The organism is Candidatus Poribacteria bacterium (genome assembly GCA_026702755.1).
Classification (GTDB): domain Bacteria; phylum Poribacteria; class WGA-4E; order WGA-4E; family WGA-3G; genus WGA-3G.
Window position 1 is genome coordinate 60,697 of sequence record JAPPBX010000017.1, and the last position, 17,561, is coordinate 78,257.

A 17,561-nucleotide genomic window follows, 5' to 3' on the forward strand; every position below is an offset into this window, starting at 1 on the left:
GACATAGAAAAGAGAAAAAGTCAAATCTATCGGTTATGGAACACGTTGAATGTAGATGTCGTAATCTTGTCCGCGGGCATCACTCCAGACGATGATTGCTGCGTCACCATCCGTAGATACAGCTTGCGGTGTGATTTGTTCTTTTGGTGCGTGACAGACAGGGATGCCATTGATTTCCCAAAGCGGTTTCCCATCGTCATCAAGCCGTTGCGCGTAGATTGCATCTTCAGTTGAATCCCCGAAATCCTCGCGATAATCCAGCCAATAGACGATGGCTCCCCCTACCTCACTCGTGGCAACGAGTTGAGGGAGACGTTGAACGCCGGCTCCGGTACAGACAGGGACCCCGCTGTTTTGCAAAGGTGCGTTTTCTTCGTTCCACAACGCCTCACCGTTTTTGTTAATACGTTGTGCGTAGATGTCAGCGAAAATATCACGTTCATCCCACCATGTAACGATGAAGCCACCACTCCCGTCGGGAATACAGAAGGGTTGTTGTTGATTGACGCGCAATTTGCAGATAGGGATACCGTCTTTTTCCCATAAAGCGTTCCCTTCAGGGGTTATGTGTTGTGCGTATAGCTGCGCACTTGTATAAAAGTTTGGATCATTACGATAATCCGACCAGATGAAAAACACACCACCGTTCTCGTCGCTAACGGCAGCCGGCGCGCCTTGGTTCCCGATTGCTGTGCAGATAGGAATAGGAGCGTTTTCTGTGTCGTCGGTTGAATTCCACATCAGGTTACCGTCTGCTGACAGCCGTTGTGCAAAGATATTCCAATCCGGCGTGCTGATGTCCCACCATGCGAAAATAGCACCGCCTTGTCCATCTGCGATTAGAACCGGATCGTACTGGTCACCGTCGCCACTATAGACGGGAACACCGTTCGCTTCCCATAACGGTTTTCCAGTGCTGTCGATTCTTTGGGCATAGATATCCTGATTGCCGTTTCGCCAATCCTCCCATGCGATAATTACGCCACCTTTACCGTCAGCAATAGCATTCAGATCGTCTTGCAGCGTTGGGTGCGTGCAGACAGGTATACCTTCGGGATCCCACAATTTGTTGCCGTTTGCATCGATGCGCTGTGCGTAACTGTCCTGATTGCCGTGGCGGGTGTCGCCCCAAACGAGAATCGCTCCGCCCTCTGTATCTTCAACGATCAGGGGCCAACTTTGTGATGAGGGTAGGTCGCAGATCGGGATGCCGTTCGCGTTCCAATGGATATCACCTGTCGCGCTAATCCGCTGTGCGAAAATATCGCGGTTCGCGTGTCGTGCGTCACTCCACGCCACGATAGCCCCACCTTGTGCGTCAGGGATGAGAACAGGGAAGTGTTGTTCGTTCTGTGCTGTGCATAACGCAAGGTTTTGTGTCGCTGAAGGGGACCATTCCGCCCTTGAGATTTCTACTATTAAGGTAAGCACAGAAAGGATAGTGAGAGCGAGGCATATCCAGGGCTGTAGAAGAGAAGTGTGATTTGACTTTCCGGTGTGGCACCAGGTGCTGACAGTCTCCCGCATAAACTGAAGGAGGACTGACAACTGATGACCGACAACTATTTCAGATGAGCAGTTCGTCTCCAATTGGGTAGAACTGGTCTGCGATCTGTTGTAAATCCATAGAGGTGTTGTGTTCAAAAGCGACAACCTCCACCCGTTTACTCTGTTGTTTGATGAGTTCGGCAAGTGGGCAGAAATCACCATCACCACTCGCTAAGATGACGACATCCAATGAACTGAGCATTGAAACGACATCCACTGCGATACCGACATCCCAATCACCCTTTGCGGAACCGTCGCCGCGTAAGCGTAAATCTTTGCTCTTAATGGTATATCCGTTGTGTTGAAGAAGTGACAGAAAGGGAGCCTGGTCGATTTCCGGTATCTGGACAACATAAGCATAAGCACCCATAAGGTAGCGCGGACCGACGATCAGATCAAGTAGTTTGATGTAATCGACTCTTCTTCCGTACCGATCTTTGGCAGCGTAAAACATGTTTTGGACATCAACGAAGACACCAACGCGAGGTTGTTCAGTCGTTAGACTGTAGGGACTCTCACCTTCAGTGAGTTGCTGTGTATCATCTAAATAAGTGAGGGTTTGGCGAATTTGGTTCAGTGCGCTTCGCGCCCCTTGATGACAATTTTCCAAAATGTCGAAGTGATTATCTAAAGTGGTCTGAAAGTCTTCAAGTTCTTGGTGCCCTTTATAGATTGCCTCCTCAACCAGCTTGAGGTCTGTCGTGAATGTTTCCTTGGCGGACTTAATTTGTTCGTACTCTTTCAGTTGTTCTGCCATCCGTTCCTTTTCAGCAAGGAGATGGTCGCGTTCGTTGGCAAGTTGCTGTAACTCAGTGGCATCTTCAATATACTGTGCTACCTTTTCGCGGAGTATTTGATTCTCTTGTTCGAGCGTCTTTAGCCGTTTCTCGTTTCCATTATGCGCTTCTGCTCTCGTTTTTAGCCCTTTGTTTTCCTCTAATAGAAACGCGCGCTGTTGATTTAAGCGGTTATGCTTCTGCTCAAGCGAGGTATAGTCCGCTTTAGAGTCGGCTAACTGCTGTTCAAGGTGCCCGATCTCTGGGTCAGGTGCCTCGCTTTGTTGCTGTTCATCTTCTAAGTTGTGGGCGTACTGAGAGCCTATTTCTTCTAATTGCTCTATGCTTGAGAGGTCCACTCGTCCGTTGGTATGTACGACTTCTACAGATTCGTATGTTGTGTTGAGGAGTTTGTAGCCGTGTTCAACGACTGCGGAACGTTCATCGCTGAGAAGTGCCCAGACGACTTCGCCAAAGTCGCCGCCCTCTATGAGGACATCGGACGTTTTGAAGAACGTTTCGATTTCGGAAATTTCCATATAGCCGACTCGTGAGATTGCATCCTGCGCCTTTTCGGTAAGGAATTGGCTGACTTGCACTTCAATTGAGACTTCGGAATTTTTTATCTCAGGTTCCGCTGTGCCAACGACGCCCAAAAATACGTCAGTTAGGTTTACAAGTAGTTCTCGTCTAGATAGCGCATACAGGCGATCCACATCAAGGACAATACCGGTAGAAGCACTTAATTGGAAGATTTCCTTTTCGTCCAGAAGTAGGTCTAAAAACCACGTAAGTTGGTCCCGCTGTATATGCAATTTTAGATTTGGATTTGACATTGTTATGCTCCGATTTTTTACAGCAAGTTGGCCCTTTCCAGTAAAGGATAGGGACCCCGGCGTTGCGAGTTACGCCGAAATAAGAATTAAATTTTAATAATTTTTTCCTGTCCTTTCTTCACACTACGCGTCGCGTTGCGCGCGTCAACAACTAATTGAGCATGTTCCACGAGCCAGCAGTAGTCTATGACATCGTGGTCGGTTAAGATGACAACGCAATCGGCATTTTCTACCAGATCCGCTGTCAAGGGCTCCGAGTGATAGATGTTTCTGTCATCAAGAGACAGGTCTTTTACATACGGGTCATGATATAGAAAATCCGCTTTTTTGTCAAGAATTAAACGAATTACGTCAAGGGCAGGCGATTCGCGAATGTCACCGATGTCCTTTTTATAGGCGATACCTAAGATTAATAATTGTGCGCCATTCAATGGTTTGTGCTGAAGATTCAGCGCATGGATGATTTTGTCTACCACATATTTTGGCATCTCGCTATTGATTTCAGTGGCGAGTTCGATGAATCGAGCGTGGTACTGATACATCTGTGCTTTCCAAGAGAGGTAGTGCGGATCGATCGGGATGCAGTGTCCGCCAAGCCCGGGGCCTGGGTAAAACGGCATAAATCCGAAAGGCTTCGTGGCAGCAGCGTCAACGATTTCCCAGACATCCAGATTCATCCGGTCGCAGATAAGCGCGACCTCATTGATTAAGCCGATATTGACGCTCCGGAATGTGTTTTCAAGGAGTTTCACCATTTCTGCCGTTCGGGGTGAGGATACTGTATGGGTTTTATTGATGAACTGCGCATAGAAGGTTTCAGCGACATGCGTACATTGCGGGGTAACACCGCCTATAATTTTGGGGGTGTTTGTCATGGAGTATGTACTATTTCCCGGCTCAATACGCTCCGGCGAGAAAGCGAGATAGAAATCGCGTCCGACTTGTGTGGTGTCAGGAGATGTATCTTTACTAAAATAGGCGTTGAGTTCTGGTAGGATAATTTCTTCGGTTGTGCCGGGGTAGGTGGTGCTTTCGAGGATGACCAGTTGTTCGGGGTGCAGGTGTAGCGCGACCTGCTTTACTGCTGCAGTAATAAACTGCATATCGGGTGTTCGGTTTTCACGCAAAGGGGTCGGTACGCAGATATTGACCGTATCCAGTTCCCCAAGCACACTGAAATCTGTTGTTACCTGAATCTGTCCGGACCGAATAAGCGGCGCGAGGACTTCATTGGTGACATCAGGCACATCGGAGATGCCCTGTTTCAATCGTTCTATTTTTTCTGAACAGATGTCAATACCTGTAGCTCGGAACCCCGCGCGTGCAATAGCAACCGTAAGTGGCAGTCCGACATATCCAAGTCCGATAACGCCAGCGCGAGCTGTCCGGGTTTCTATCTTTTCAAGAATCATTTTTTAGTAGCCAGCACGTTGCTGCGTAAACATTTGTGAAAATTTTTTCGGGGCGGTCCCCATTCTGATCCGTCCGTCTAATATAGTGGTAATAACTCTCCTGTCCAAGTCCAGTTAAAACGAGAAATGTTGTGGCTCCGACGCTTTGCCCTGCTTCAATATCTGTCGTTGTATCGCCGATCAAGTAAGCATCTGACAGTTTGATATTGTGTTCGCGTGCAGCGCGTGTTAGCATACCGGGCTTCGGTTTTCGGCACTCACACCCCGCCTCAGGGTGGTGTGGACAATAATAAACAGCACTAACTATTCCACCTGCCTTGTTAATTTCAGCGAGCATCCGTGTGTGAATATCTGTCAAATCCTCTTCTGAGTAGAGACCTCTTCCAATTCCTGATTGATTCGTTACCACGATGATGCGATAACCGCTTTCTGTTAATTCTCGGATCGCTTTCCGGGCGTTCGGAATAAAGGTGAATTCTGTCCATTTTCGGACGTAACCTTTATTCGCGGGGTTCCGATTGATAACGCCGTCCCGATCCAGAAAGACAGTTTTCATTTTTTAATTTTACCTTGCGGAGAAACGACGTAACTTTGAACCTTTGACGCGCATTCCTTAAATCTGAAGAAACACCGGATTTAGTCTGGGGATAGACTAAATCCATTCCTTAGTATTACATTGCAAAAACCTCTCCATTACATTTCAGAAACAGATTCCACGGTCTCAATTGCACTTAGCAGTTCCTTTGGTGTAACGGTCGCACATCCCATCTTACCGACGGCAATTCCACCGGCGAGGCTGGACAATAGCGCAGCACTCCGAAATTCTGCATCTGCCGCGAGTGCAAGCGTGAAAACAGCAACGACAGTGTCCCCTGCACCTGTTACATCCGTCACGACACTTGAATTCGGGGGTAAATGCTCCACTTTGACTGCGCCATCCGACTTGCGCTGGAAAAGGGACATCCCCTTTGCATCGCGCGTAATTAACAATGCTTTGAGCGATAACTGATTTAAGATCTTCTCACCGACAGCAACAAGATGTGGCACATCCGTGATTTCTTCATGGACCGCGGTACCCGCTTCCTCGTGATTCGGCGTGACGGCAGTTATCCCTTCATAGTGCCAAAAGTTGTTTTGCTTCGGATCGGCTATAATCGGTATACCATACGACTGGGCATGTTTCATCACACCTTTGATGAGTTGGGCATTCACAACTCCCTTGTCGTAGTCCGCGAAGATAATTGCATCACTCGTTGGCAATTGAGAAACGACTGTGTCCAATAGACGCTCTTGCATCCGGGAAGAGATTTCCTGTTTGGATTCCCTGTCAATGCGCAGCAGATGGTGTCCCGAATCCGACGCGCAATCTGTAAGAGGCAGCGTGGCACGGGCAATCACACGCGTTTTCGTGCTTGTCGGTCGGTCGGCATCAATACAGACCTTGGTGGTAACGAGATTCGTTTCGGTTAGCATCTGGACCAACTTTTCGCCTTCTGTGTCCTTACCGATGACACCGACCAAGATGGCGTTGCCGCCTAAACTTGCGACGTTCTTTGCGACATTCGCAGCACCACCACATCCGGTCTCTTCTGTCTTCGTTTCAAACACTGGCACAGGGGCTTCGGGCGAAATCCGCTGCACATCGCCCCAGATATATTTGTCCACGATGACATCGCCGATGATCATTACCCGTTGGTCTTGAAGTTGTTTAAAAACGGCTTTTAAATTCACAACACTATATTAGCACAAATCCGAGAGTTAAGGCAACAAACATTCTTGGGAATACATTCGGTTTTTTGAAAATACCGTTCTACCCTTATTTGATTTTCAGTAGACCCTGATATTTTTTGAAGAGAACCGAAACGATTCACAACAAATGTAGTATAATAGGAGGATACTTAATTATTATGTTCAGAGTTGTTGCAAAAATTATCAGTTTCCTTATCTTACTCATAGGCTTTATGGGGTGTGGGAACGCTGAAAGATATGATCAGGCTCCACCTAAAGTACTGCTTGAAATTAATAAAGTCTTAGACCAATGGCGGCAGGGGTATGAGACAGAGGATGTTAACGCTTACATCGGGACCTTCTGGGAAGAAGGGTTCCTTTATGTTTCCGATTGGGGAACAGATGGGGACAAGACAGACGATTTAGAGTTTGATGACATCCGACAGGAACGGGATGCCGCTATCCGAGTCTTTAAGAAGTATCAGGATATTGAGATAGAACTCTCTGTTCCACCGGAGATTTCTATGAACGAGGACGGAACACAGGTGGAAGTTCGGAATCACTATAGGATCCAACTTTTTATATCGGATGGACACTCGCTTGAGGGTGGATTTAGCGGTGTGTATGCTGAAGGGGACAACCTCTTTATCTTTGAAAAAAGAAACGATGAATGGCGCATAGCTGAGTGGCATGACGAAGCCTATAATGAAGAAGAGATTCGTATCGCCAATAGCCTATAAATGCCTTATGTCAGTACGATTTTTCCCTTGTATTTCGGGTAAATATCTGTTAAAATATTCGGCGGTGTTAAGAATTAATTAAAGGACTTGCTTCCGAGAACCAACAAAAAGACAAAATCTTCAGAAAAAAGGTTAGCAGTGAATTTCCATGAGCATATTTTCTTTACGAAAACGATTTTTTGGCGGCGTTTGCGAGTTTCCAAAGTTTTCTATTAAAAGTTTTTTACTATTTTTCCTGGGTGTATTACTCCTCAGTCTTTCCATCCCCGTTTCAGCCGTAGATTCCCCTGCCGAAAATCCAACGACTGGCACAGAAGTTACGTCAGAAACTACAAAGACCCCAGAATTCTCTACATATAGACTGCAAGTTGGTGATAGTTTTGTTGTCACCGTGGATGGCTATCCCGAATATAGTAAAGAGCGGATCCCTGTGCCGGTTCAACAAGACGGTTATGTCTCCTATCCGCTCATTGGACTCATCAAGGCAACGAATCTCACCGTTTCTGAGTTGGAAGCACAGATGCAGTCGGCTTTCTCAAAACATCTTCCGACAGCACGCGTATTTGTAACGCTCATGCAACCAAAACGGACGATTCTCGTGTTCGGCGCGGTTGAACCGCGACCACGCGGAAACTTTCATATCTTTGAAGTCGGACAGGTTTATCTCCTTCAGGCACTCGCCTCCGCTGGAATCAATTATGAAGCTGCGGATCTTACGGACATCTCTATCTGGCGCGATGGGAAACTGTATAAAAAGGTTGATTACCTTCAGCTCATGAGTTCAGGAGGACCGGATATTCCATTGAAAGATCACGATACGATCTTTGTTCCGTCTATCTTTCAACAGCGCCCCGTGCGTGTTATAGGGGCAGTGGTGGCTCCGGGTGTTTATCCCATAACCACACCGCAGGTACCAGCAACCCAAGTGTTGAAAATTGCAGGGGGGTCGAGAACTGATTTCGCGGACTTGCACAAATCAGAAATTCTCACGAGCAAAGAACGCATTTTAGTGAATCTCGCTGCGGAGAACGTTAATGCGATGTTGGGACCGGGAGACACGTTGTATGTCCCTTTGGCGGAAGCGAAAATAAGTGTTACGGGTGCTGTAGAAAAGCCAGGACAATATGTGATCACCGAGCCAATACTTCTGGGGCAAGCCATTGCGATGGCGGGTGGATTCAACGAGGAAAGGGCAAACCCAAAGAAATGCTTACTGACACGCGCAGATGGGACAGAGGAAGAACTGAACTTTGACCAGGTACACTCGGAAGTTTATTTGAATCCGAAAGATCAACTCCGAATTCGTGAACGAACACGTTTAGATTGGCGGGTCATTACCTTCGGAACATCATTTGTGAATCTACTTGTCACTGTTCTGTTTAGGTACAGGAATTAATTGCGGGATATACGCACGCGGATCAGTTATCGGTTTTCAGTTTTCAGTTTTCAGCGACAAGAGGTGTTGTGGCTGCCACAAGAAACCTCTTAACTGATGACTGACCACTGATGACTGATAACTATTAAACGAGGTTAGAAATGCCAGAGACAGCCGATAGGCAGCTTGAGGAAGTTAGAGAAATTCGATTGTCAGACTATTTTTGGATTCTCTTTCGGAATAAGTGGAGTGTCCTTCTCATTTTTTTGCTTTCCATTTTCGTTGCGTTCCTCATTACCGATCTCACGCCACAAGTTTATCAATCTGAAACAACACTTCGCACTTTAGATGGTCAACCCACTCCTTCTTTACTCTCACAGTTGCCTATATCAGGATTATTGGGTAGCACATCGTTGGGGGCTTACGCTGCACAGATACAATCGCGCGACCTTGTGATCGCGCCTGCGGTCCGTGAGCTTAGAGAAGAAGGGCTGCTCGATCCCTTACCTGTACATCGTGGGCGAACTGTTGTGTGGCTCGCAAACTTGTTAAATATTAAACTTGATCCCGACGCGACGGAGCAAGGCGATCTTACCCTCACGGAGTGGGAAGATTTCTTTGTGAAAACCCTTATTGACGAACAACTGAAAATCGAAGAAACGCCGGATGGAAGCGTAATCACCGTTACCGTGCAACAACCGACTCCAGAACGAGCACAGAATTTAGCCAACAGGATCGCTGCAGTGTTTCAAGAGGCTGTTGAAGCAGAAGCCGTTGAAAGAATGGAGTGGTGGGAAAAGCCCCTCCCACAGATGATGCTGACGCAGACAAGGGATGACCTCACAAAGGCTGATGAGGCGTTCTTTAAATTTCAACAGGAGTACCCGGAGATAACTTTAAACGCGGAGGGGGCAATACAAGCGCAAATCATTTTAGCACTTCAGGTCAAAGAAAACGAATTGATAGATCTCTTGGCAGGTGCTGAATTGAGACTGGCAACCTATCAAGCGGAGTTAGAAAAGTCGTCAGAAGAGGTCATCTCAGAAACGATCGCTCGAAATCCTTCACATTCCAAATTACAAGATAATTTAAACGAATATGAAATTGAGAGGGCGGAACTGCTTGGCAAATACGATGAAACGCATCCTGAAGTGACGGCGAAAGATAAAAAAATTAAGGAGACAGAAGCGCGTCTCGCCAGAGAGGAGAAGGACATAAAAAGCACCACTTCCTCTTACAATCCGCTTCATCAAGCACTCACGGAGAAAGTAAATGAGACCCAGGCATCTATTACGAGTCTCAAGCAACAGCAAGCGAATGTCGCTGCCCAAATTGACGAACATCACGCGAAGCTTGGTGGTTGGTCAGACGAGCAGTTACAGTTCTATCGCCTCAAACGAGATGTTGAGATTAACAACGCCCAAGTAGTCGCTTTGGAAACGAGAATGCGGGAAGCAGAAATTTTTGCCCAAGCGCGATCAGAAAGTATCAAGGTTTTAGATAAAGCACGAGCACCCGAAGAACCATTGAAACCACGCCTGAAACTCAATCTCGCTTTAGGTGCTATGGTGGGTATGCTACTTGCCATGACGTTTGCTGTCGCCAAAAATTACTTCAAAGATACATATCTCCGGTTAGAAGAGGCTGTGCGTCAATTAGGCGCGCTGCCGGAGTCACCGAGTTTCCTCGGTGTGCTTCCATCTATTAAAAAACGTAGTGCCTACCGACTTCCGCTGGTTGTTCACGATGCTCCTAAATCGAGGTCAGCCGAAGCATTTCGCGTCCTACAAGCGAAATTGCCGTTTCTGAATCCAGGCGCACCCGTGCAAACAATTCTCGTCACAAGTGCGACGCGCGGGGAAGGGAAAAGCACGATCTCCTCTAATCTTGCTGTCGCACTTGCGGAAAGAGGAAATCGAGTTTTGTTGATAGATGCCGATATGCGCCGTCCTTCGCAACACAACACTTTTCCGGGAGAGCAACCGCCTCAAGTAGAGAACACGGCAGAGACATCTGACTCTGAATTCCCGATTGCGCGCGTTGATGCTCGTAAACCCGGTTTGAGTGAAGCCCTTATCCATTTAAACTCCGAAAACGGAGTCGATGTACTCCATGAAACAGTTAAGCAGACCGACATCCCCAATTTACATCTGGTGCCGAGTGGGACAGTGCCACCGAATCCAATTGAACTTCTGAACTCAGAAATGATGACAGAATGGTTGGAACTCGCAAAATCGGAGTATAATGTGATTGTGATCGACTCACCACCTGTGCGTGCTGTCGCCGATCCAATGATTTTGGCGAATATCGTTGATGCTATCGTTTACGTATTTGACATCACAAAAACCCGCCGCTTTGATATCCTTACGGGTGTACGGCATTTGACAGAGGCTTTCCCAATGAAAGGTATCGGCGTGCTTTGCAATATGATCAATCCGAGACATGCAAAATCTTATGGATACTACAGCCGCCATGGTAATTACGCCGATCTTGCCGATGAAGAGGGTGAGAGTTGATTAATGGAAAGTCTATGTATGGAAGATTGGAAAGTTGGGACTCTGCCTCCCGCCTTCCTCCTTTCAATCCTTTTTCATTTCATTTTCCCTAAACTCGCGGGTGGACGCGATGTGCCTACCAATCCAGCGAGGACGATCATTGTTAAGATATATGGTAAACTATTCAACAGTTGTCCCGGAATGTTCCATCGGTTCGCGAGTTCTAAAGCAGTAGCAAATCCGAAAAGGAAGCATGCTGCTACGCCACTCAACGGACGCCAATTCCCAAAGATAACAGCTGCGAGCGCGAGATAGCCCCGCCCTGCCGTCATCCCTTTTGTGAAATAGTGAACTTCAGATGCCAGAAAACAACCGCCGGTTGCCGCCAAGATGCCGCTGAACAGAACCCCAAAATATTGCCATTTTACTCGACTCAGACTGAGTGCTTCGAGTGCTTCTGTTGATTCACCCGCGGCACGCAATCGCAAGCCCCACGGTGTTTTAAACAGGAAGATATGACTTATTACCATCAGGACGGGTAGTAAATAGACGATAAAACCGTAGGAACCAATAAGTGGTAGCTGCCAATGTGGAAGACCGCTGACCTGTTCAGAAGTGGGCAAAAGGTATTCTGTAATCCCTAACGCGAGAATATTAATGCCAACCCCCGTGACGATCTGTTCTGCCTGAAAGGTAATCGTTGCAACCGCGTGGAGTAGTGCCAACGCTAACCCGAAACTTATCGCTACAAGTAACCCGATCCATACTGACCCCGAAGCCTGTGTCCCGATAACATAACCGAAAGCCCCTATGAGCATCATACCTTCTAAGGCAAGGTTGATTACACCGGCGCGCTCCGAATAAATTCCGCCCAGTGCAGCGAATCCTAACGGGGTTGCCATTCGTAAAGTGCTTGGAATCAATTCAAAAATCATATTTTTAATTTACCTTGCGGTTCGGTATAGCAGGTTTAGACTTTGGCGTGCCTTTCTGTAGAGTTGAAGAAATCCGCAGAAACACCCAAGCAAAAACCCCAAGCAAAACCCCTCCACTTCGTTTCGGGCTTAGTCTTCTTTTTTTAACAAGAAAGTTTCTTAGCTGGACATCACACACCGGCGCGGCTTATGGAAATTTCAAGACCCACCGCTACCGAAGGAGGAAAGCATCTATTTTTCCTGAAATGCGTTCCATGCTAACTAACCAGATAATTAGCATGCCCTGACCTGCAAGGAATAAACCGCGCCGAACCTCCAACAAGATTTCGATGTCCAAAGCGACTTTGTTCAATAATCCGAACAGGATGGCTGCAGCAAAGATGCCGAACGGATTGTTTCTACCCAAAAGCGCGACTGCAATTCCGGTGAACCCCCATCCCGATGAGAAGTTATCCAAAAACCGATAGCGGTATCCCATCACGTCAGCGACACCTGCTAACCCTGCGACGGCACCGCTCAACGCCATTACCCATATCGTTACAGCGTAAGGATTTATCCCACCATAGGATGCAGCATCTCGCGCGTTTCCTACCAAACGGAGTTCATATCCCCAACGCGTGTAGGTTAAGAAAATGTAGGAGAGTACCACACCTCCACAGGCGAGCAAGAAACTCATGTTTAACGGATTGCTTTGTGGAAGACCGGGGAGCAAAGATGCTAATCGTGGGAATTGCGCTGCTTCGTAAATTTGCCGTGTATGTGGGATCATCTGGCTGGGTTCTTGGTAGACAGACGTAACAAGGTAGTTCATGAGAGCAAAGGCGATAAAGTTCATCATAATCGTATTGATAACTTCATGTGCGCCGTATCTTGCCTTTAGAAACCCCGGAATCGCGCCCCATCCAGCACCGGCAACCATTGCCCCACCCACACAGAAAGGGGCCAACAGGAAAGCGGGAAGGTTCAGGTGTATACCTATCCATGCAGCGGTGAACGCAGCAATGTAGAGTTGTCCTTCGCAGCCGATGTTAAACAGTCCACTCTTATAGGCAATAGCAACGGCGAGTCCTGTAAACACAAGCGGCGTTGCGTTAAATAGAACGTAGCCGAAGTCGTCAAAACTTGCGAACCCACTGACGAAGATGATGCTATAGAATTCCAGTGGATCCTGTCCACGGACATAGAGGACAAACCCACATAGAAGAAAGAATCCAGAAAGCGCGAGCAGCGTAGGTATACAATTAACGAATAGGCGTTTGACTTGGGGAACACTGTCCCGGAACAGCGAGATGGACACTTTTCGGATATTCAAGATGTTCTCAATCTTCCCACTAAAATTTGACAAAGGTTCTCGAAACGTGTTATTATGGATAGTGCTGAATCTATGTGGAACACCCCTTGAGTATAGCACAAGTGTCGGATTAAAACAATTTACCGGTTGAGAGAAAAACCGCAAGGAGATCGAGATGGAGAGAAACAGTGCAAAGTTGTCTCATGTTAAAAATGAGGCTACCCCAACAAATCTTCCTGCTCTTTTAGGAGGAACGACAGTCTTTGAAAAGACACCTGATGTGCCTTTTCCGAAACTGGAGCAGTGGACTCAGGTGACAGAGGAAGAGGCACAGGTTGTTTATGAGATGACCCTTCGGAACGAACTCTCTGGTATATCTCCCACCGTTCAGGAATTTGAAAAAACTTGGCGTGAACGTCACCAAACCGAATATGCATTGAGCCTTACCAACGGGACAGCAGCACTACATAGCGCAATGTTTGGGCTTGGTGTCGGTCCCGGTGATGAGGTCATCTGTCCGACATATACATGGATGGGTTCAATTACGCCAGCGTTGACATTGATGGCGAAACCGGTTTTTTGTGAAGTTGATCCGAAGACATTATTGATCGATGTGGCTGACGTGCGGCGGCGCATTACATCACGAACCAAAGCAATTATAGCAGTACATCTGTGGGGTAATGTGTGTGACATGGATGCACTAATGGCACTTAGCGAGGAGACCGGTGTGCCGGTCATAGAGGACTGCTCTCACGCCCACGGGGCATCTTACAAAGGTGTGCCGTGTGGAAGTATCGGGCAGGTCGGCGCGTGGAGTTTGCAAGGCAGTAAACCCGTTAGCGGTGGTGAAGGTGGGATGTTGGCTACGAACGACGTAGCCGTTTTTGAGCGAGCATGTTTACTTGGACAGGTTAACCGTCCGCTCGGTACTACAGATGAAACGGCGGTATTGCGCTATGCACATCTTCCACCGATGGGGCTTGGCGTTAAATTTCGAGCACATCCACTGGCTATCGGCATCGCTTCGGTGCAGCTCAAGAAACTTGATAAACTCAATGCCGGTCGCCGTGCCTATATCCGAGCGATCTCCGATGGATTACAGGAGATTCCGGGCGTTTCACCTATTGAAATCTATAAAGGTGCTGAGCCAGCCGGATTTTTTGGCTTCCCCATCCACTATCACGAAGAAGAGATGCACGGACTTCCTGCGCCGATTTTTGCAGAGGCACTTCGACAAGAAGGCGTTTTAGCAAATAATAATCCTTATCCGCTCCTTGTGGGTGATGGCGTGCCTGTGTTTTCAGGGGGTCTACCGACAAATAGCAATCCATATCCACTCCTACATACTTTACCGCTTTTCATGCAAGGGCTTGATATGTACATGGACGGTCGAGGTGTCCTCTGTACCACCGATATGGGTGGGGAGTTTGAACCCTATACAGCAGGAGACTTTCCTGTGACTGAAAAGGTGTGTTCGCAGCTCATATTTTTGCCGCTGTTGGCGGAACCGGTGGCGGGTGCTGTGTCAGGAATTTTGGATGCTATTCGTAAGGTCTCTTTACATAGCCATTTAATGAATGGTTAGACGAACAAAATGCCGATAGAATTTTCAGCCCGAACTCGCGCACAGAATATAGAAACTTTCAAGACGGAACCTTTGGATGTTTTGGTTATCGGTGGCGGCATCGTCGGGGCGGGTTTAATCCGTGACCTTGCGCGCAACGGGGGCATCAAAGCAGGCTTGATTGAACAAGGCGATTTCGCGAGTGGCACAAGTAGTGCTACCTCCCAACTTGTACACGGTGGGTTTCGCTACCTACTTAAACGCGATATTGACCTCGTCAAGAATTCCCGCAAGGAACGTGAAATTCTGCGACGCATTGCACCGAATCTTGTCAAACCGATGCCAATAGCAGTGCTCAGCTACAAAGGCGATCCGTACCCGTTGACGGGGATACAACTCGCTGCACATTACTACAATCGTCTCTTTAAAGCAGATGAAGCGGAGAAAACGGTCGTCATTCGTGATAGGCAAAAAGTGCAGCGTTTGGTAGGACCTATCACCGCGGATACGCTAAAAGGATGCGTCCTATTATGGGATAGCACTGTTGATGACGCAAGGTTGACCCTCGCAACACTCCAGGATGCACACCGACACGGTGCTATCATCGCAAACTATGTCCGTTTCCTCGATTTTGTCAGGCAATCAGATACCGGTGGAAATCGGGTGTCCGGAATAATTGCTGAAGATGTTATTTCTGGGCAACGTTTCGAGATCACTGCCCGGAAAATTGTGGCAGCTACAGGTCCTTGGAGCGACAAGGTGTGGTCTAAAGATCCAAGTTACGACGGGGTACCACGCTTGGTGACGAAAAACGCGAAAGGTATTCATCTTGTCCTACCGCGCTGCGGAAAAGAAGATGACTCCGAAGCGTACGGTTTGATTGTTTGTACACGCTCGGAAAAACAACGCAAACGTAATCCGCGTGTTATTTTTATTTTACCGGGTGCCCATAATACTTCTATTGTCGGTACCACTGAAACAACACCGCAGGAAGAACTCGCATCAGTCCGTCCGTCAGTGGATGAAGTAAGTTATCTACTTTCGGAAACGCAGCGAATTTTCCCAGAAAAAACACTCAACAAAAATACTATCATTGCTGCGTATGCTGGAACCCGACCCCTCATCGCAGCGAAGAGACATGAGCGAGGATTTACAAGAGCAGGTTTTGTTTCAAGGGAGCACTTAATCACAGAGAGTCCGAGCGGGGTAATGTATCTCTATGGCGGAAAACTTACCACACACCGACAGATGGCGGAGGAGACTGTAAACTGGCTTGCGAAGTTTTTAGACGTTCCTCGTAACTGTAAAACCGCCATGTATCCTTTACCTAATGCAATCGGGGAGACACCGGACGTTGACACAGAACGCCTTGCCAAACGATATGGTGAAGGATATAAAATTATTCAGCAGTTCATTGCCGAAGATAAAACACTTGCGGAGCCAATGACATCATCTCTCCCTTTCACAAAAGCTGAAATCCTCTACGCCTGTTGGGGCGAGATGGTGATGACTCTTGAGGATCTTCTCTGGCGACGGACCCGAATCGGTTGGACCCCCGGTCAAGGTGTGGATATAGCACCTCAAATTGCGCAGTTTTTGGGGGAGAAGAACAATTGGAGTGATGCCAGAATCACAGCAGAGGTCAAGACATACCGCGAACGTATTGAATGGCTGAATTTTAATGTGTAAGCGCAACCAACGGGCGCGCTGATATACGGAAAGGACACTTCACACACCCATCTGAACGAACCGCAAGGAAAAGTAAAATGGAAGTTTACCGTTGGGAAGACCGGAAATTTGGGAAACTTGAACCTTTACGCTTTGGCGAGGAACGCGACTTCGAGGATCTGCTTGAAAAGGATGCAACACTCGTCCTTGGTGAACCTCTCTGTGTTATCAGCAGGCAACCGCCCCTTAGCACATCAAAACAGAAAATTGACCTACTCGCACTTGATCGGCAGGGCAATTGTGTGATTATTGAGCTGAAACGGGGAAAACCTTCTCGGACAGCAATCACACAGATTTTAGAGTACGCCGCCGGAGTTTCTCAACTCGCTTTCATTGAATTGGAACAACTCGCGTATCGTTGGTGCCAACAGCAAGGTAAGGAGTTTTCCTCTCTGACGCTTCTCCACAGTGAGTTTTTTGGGTATGAACCTGGCGATATTCGGCAATCTGCGTTCAATCAACGCCAGCGGCTGGTGCTTGTTTCGGAGGGCGTGGATACGCGCGTCTTAGAGGTCGCCGAATATCTGCGAGCCTTAGGACTTGACCTCACCTATATCTCTTATTTTTCCTACCACGCCCCTGATGAAATCTTGGTCGCAACCGAAACCGTCTTGGGTGGGACGCTCGTCAAGGAAGAAGAGCGGAGCTATGGGCACACCGCTCAGCAATTTATGACACTCGCATCGTTCATTGAGACGCTGCAGGAAAATGAGGAACTTTCGCAGATTGCCCGTGAATTTTTAGCTTATGTTGAGGCATGCGGTGCAACACTTCGACCCCGTATCGCGAAACTCAGGATGACTTTCGGAGGACACTGGTGGCTTGATACATACCCCTCAAGAAGGGCAACCCATTTCCGAGTCGATGTCCACGGCGACTTCACACCGCTCCATATTGTTGAGTGCAGAGCCAATTTACCTAACGTCACAGTCAAAAATTTTGGAATCTCTTTTAACATCGCTTCTAAAGCCCATCTTGACTATGCGATTGAGATTTTTGAACGCGTTCGGAATTCTATCCTATCTTTATAGTCCAAACACCGGAGGGCACCCACAGCGGATGCACCTACTTAAAAAGCGACATATCCTTAAGCGCGTTGGACCTCACGGAAAACCATCGTGAAATGAAGTGGA

Annotated in this window: 13 protein-coding genes; 6 read left to right on the forward strand and 7 right to left on the reverse strand. The window is 47.7% G+C overall.

Features of this window, described 5'->3' with window-relative positions:
• Positions 1-33: 33 nt before the first annotated feature.
• The 5 genes from OXH39_03110 to OXH39_03130 form a co-directional block, all read right to left on the reverse strand.
• Positions 34-1,644: a sialidase family protein gene (locus OXH39_03110; protein ID MCY3549424.1), complete on the reverse strand. Its 1,611-nt coding sequence runs from the start codon at positions 1,642-1,644 to the stop codon at positions 34-36.
• Positions 1,568-3,160, reverse strand: a complete 1,593-nt coding sequence (locus OXH39_03115; protein ID MCY3549425.1) for an NYN domain-containing protein — start codon at positions 3,158-3,160, stop codon at positions 1,568-1,570. The genes OXH39_03110 and OXH39_03115 overlap by 77 nt, the downstream gene beginning before the upstream one ends.
• A gap of 86 nt (positions 3,161-3,246) precedes the next feature.
• Positions 3,247-4,572, reverse strand: coding sequence for a nucleotide sugar dehydrogenase (locus tag OXH39_03120; protein ID MCY3549426.1), 1,326 nt, complete (start codon positions 4,570-4,572; stop codon positions 3,247-3,249).
• On the reverse strand, positions 4,562-5,128 hold the full coding sequence (gene gmhB / locus OXH39_03125) for a D-glycero-beta-D-manno-heptose 1,7-bisphosphate 7-phosphatase (protein MCY3549427.1): 567 nt from the start codon (positions 5,126-5,128) through the stop codon (positions 4,562-4,564). The genes OXH39_03120 and gmhB overlap by 11 nt, the downstream gene beginning before the upstream one ends.
• Positions 5,129-5,265: 137 nt before the next feature.
• A complete protein-coding gene (locus tag OXH39_03130; protein ID MCY3549428.1) occupies positions 5,266-6,303 on the reverse strand; it encodes a PfkB family carbohydrate kinase in 1,038 nt (345 codons plus the stop codon).
• Positions 6,304-6,479: 176 nt separating this feature from the next.
• On the opposite strand from OXH39_03130, the gene OXH39_03135 reads away from it, so the two are divergent.
• From OXH39_03135 to OXH39_03145, 3 genes are all read left to right on the forward strand, one after another.
• A complete protein-coding gene (locus tag OXH39_03135) occupies positions 6,480-7,040 on the forward strand; it encodes a hypothetical protein (GenBank protein ID MCY3549429.1) in 561 nt (186 codons plus the stop codon).
• Positions 7,041-7,188: 148 nt separating this feature from the next.
• On the forward strand, positions 7,189-8,436 hold the full coding sequence (locus OXH39_03140) for a polysaccharide biosynthesis/export family protein (GenBank protein MCY3549430.1): 1,248 nt from the start codon (positions 7,189-7,191) through the stop codon (positions 8,434-8,436).
• A 140-nt stretch (positions 8,437-8,576) separates the two neighbouring features.
• A complete protein-coding gene (locus OXH39_03145; protein MCY3549431.1) occupies positions 8,577-10,931 on the forward strand; it encodes an AAA family ATPase in 2,355 nt (784 codons plus the stop codon).
• A gap of 74 nt (positions 10,932-11,005) precedes the next feature.
• Here OXH39_03145 and OXH39_03150 read toward each other — a convergent pair whose 3' ends face one another.
• Entirely contained in the window at positions 11,006-11,845 is an 840-nt protein-coding gene (locus OXH39_03150) for an ABC transporter permease (GenBank protein ID MCY3549432.1), read from the reverse strand.
• A gap of 211 nt (positions 11,846-12,056) precedes the next feature.
• Positions 12,057-13,190 carry an ABC transporter permease gene (locus tag OXH39_03155; protein MCY3549433.1) on the reverse strand — a complete coding sequence of 378 codons (1,134 nt, stop codon included), beginning with the start codon at positions 13,188-13,190 and terminating at the stop codon, positions 12,057-12,059.
• A 121-nt stretch (positions 13,191-13,311) separates the two neighbouring features.
• On the opposite strand from OXH39_03155, the gene OXH39_03160 reads away from it, so the two are divergent.
• The 3 genes from OXH39_03160 (at position 13,312) to OXH39_03170 (ending at position 17,459) form a co-directional block, all read left to right on the forward strand.
• Positions 13,312-14,721, forward strand: coding sequence for a DegT/DnrJ/EryC1/StrS family aminotransferase (locus tag OXH39_03160; protein MCY3549434.1), 1,410 nt, complete (start codon positions 13,312-13,314; stop codon positions 14,719-14,721).
• Positions 14,722-14,730: 9 nt separating this feature from the next.
• Positions 14,731-16,389, forward strand: coding sequence for a glycerol-3-phosphate dehydrogenase/oxidase (locus OXH39_03165; GenBank protein ID MCY3549435.1), 1,659 nt, complete (start codon positions 14,731-14,733; stop codon positions 16,387-16,389).
• Between the two features lie 77 nt (positions 16,390-16,466).
• On the forward strand, positions 16,467-17,459 hold the full coding sequence (locus OXH39_03170; protein MCY3549436.1) for an endonuclease NucS: 993 nt from the start codon (positions 16,467-16,469) through the stop codon (positions 17,457-17,459).
• Positions 17,460-17,561 lie beyond the last annotated feature (102 nt).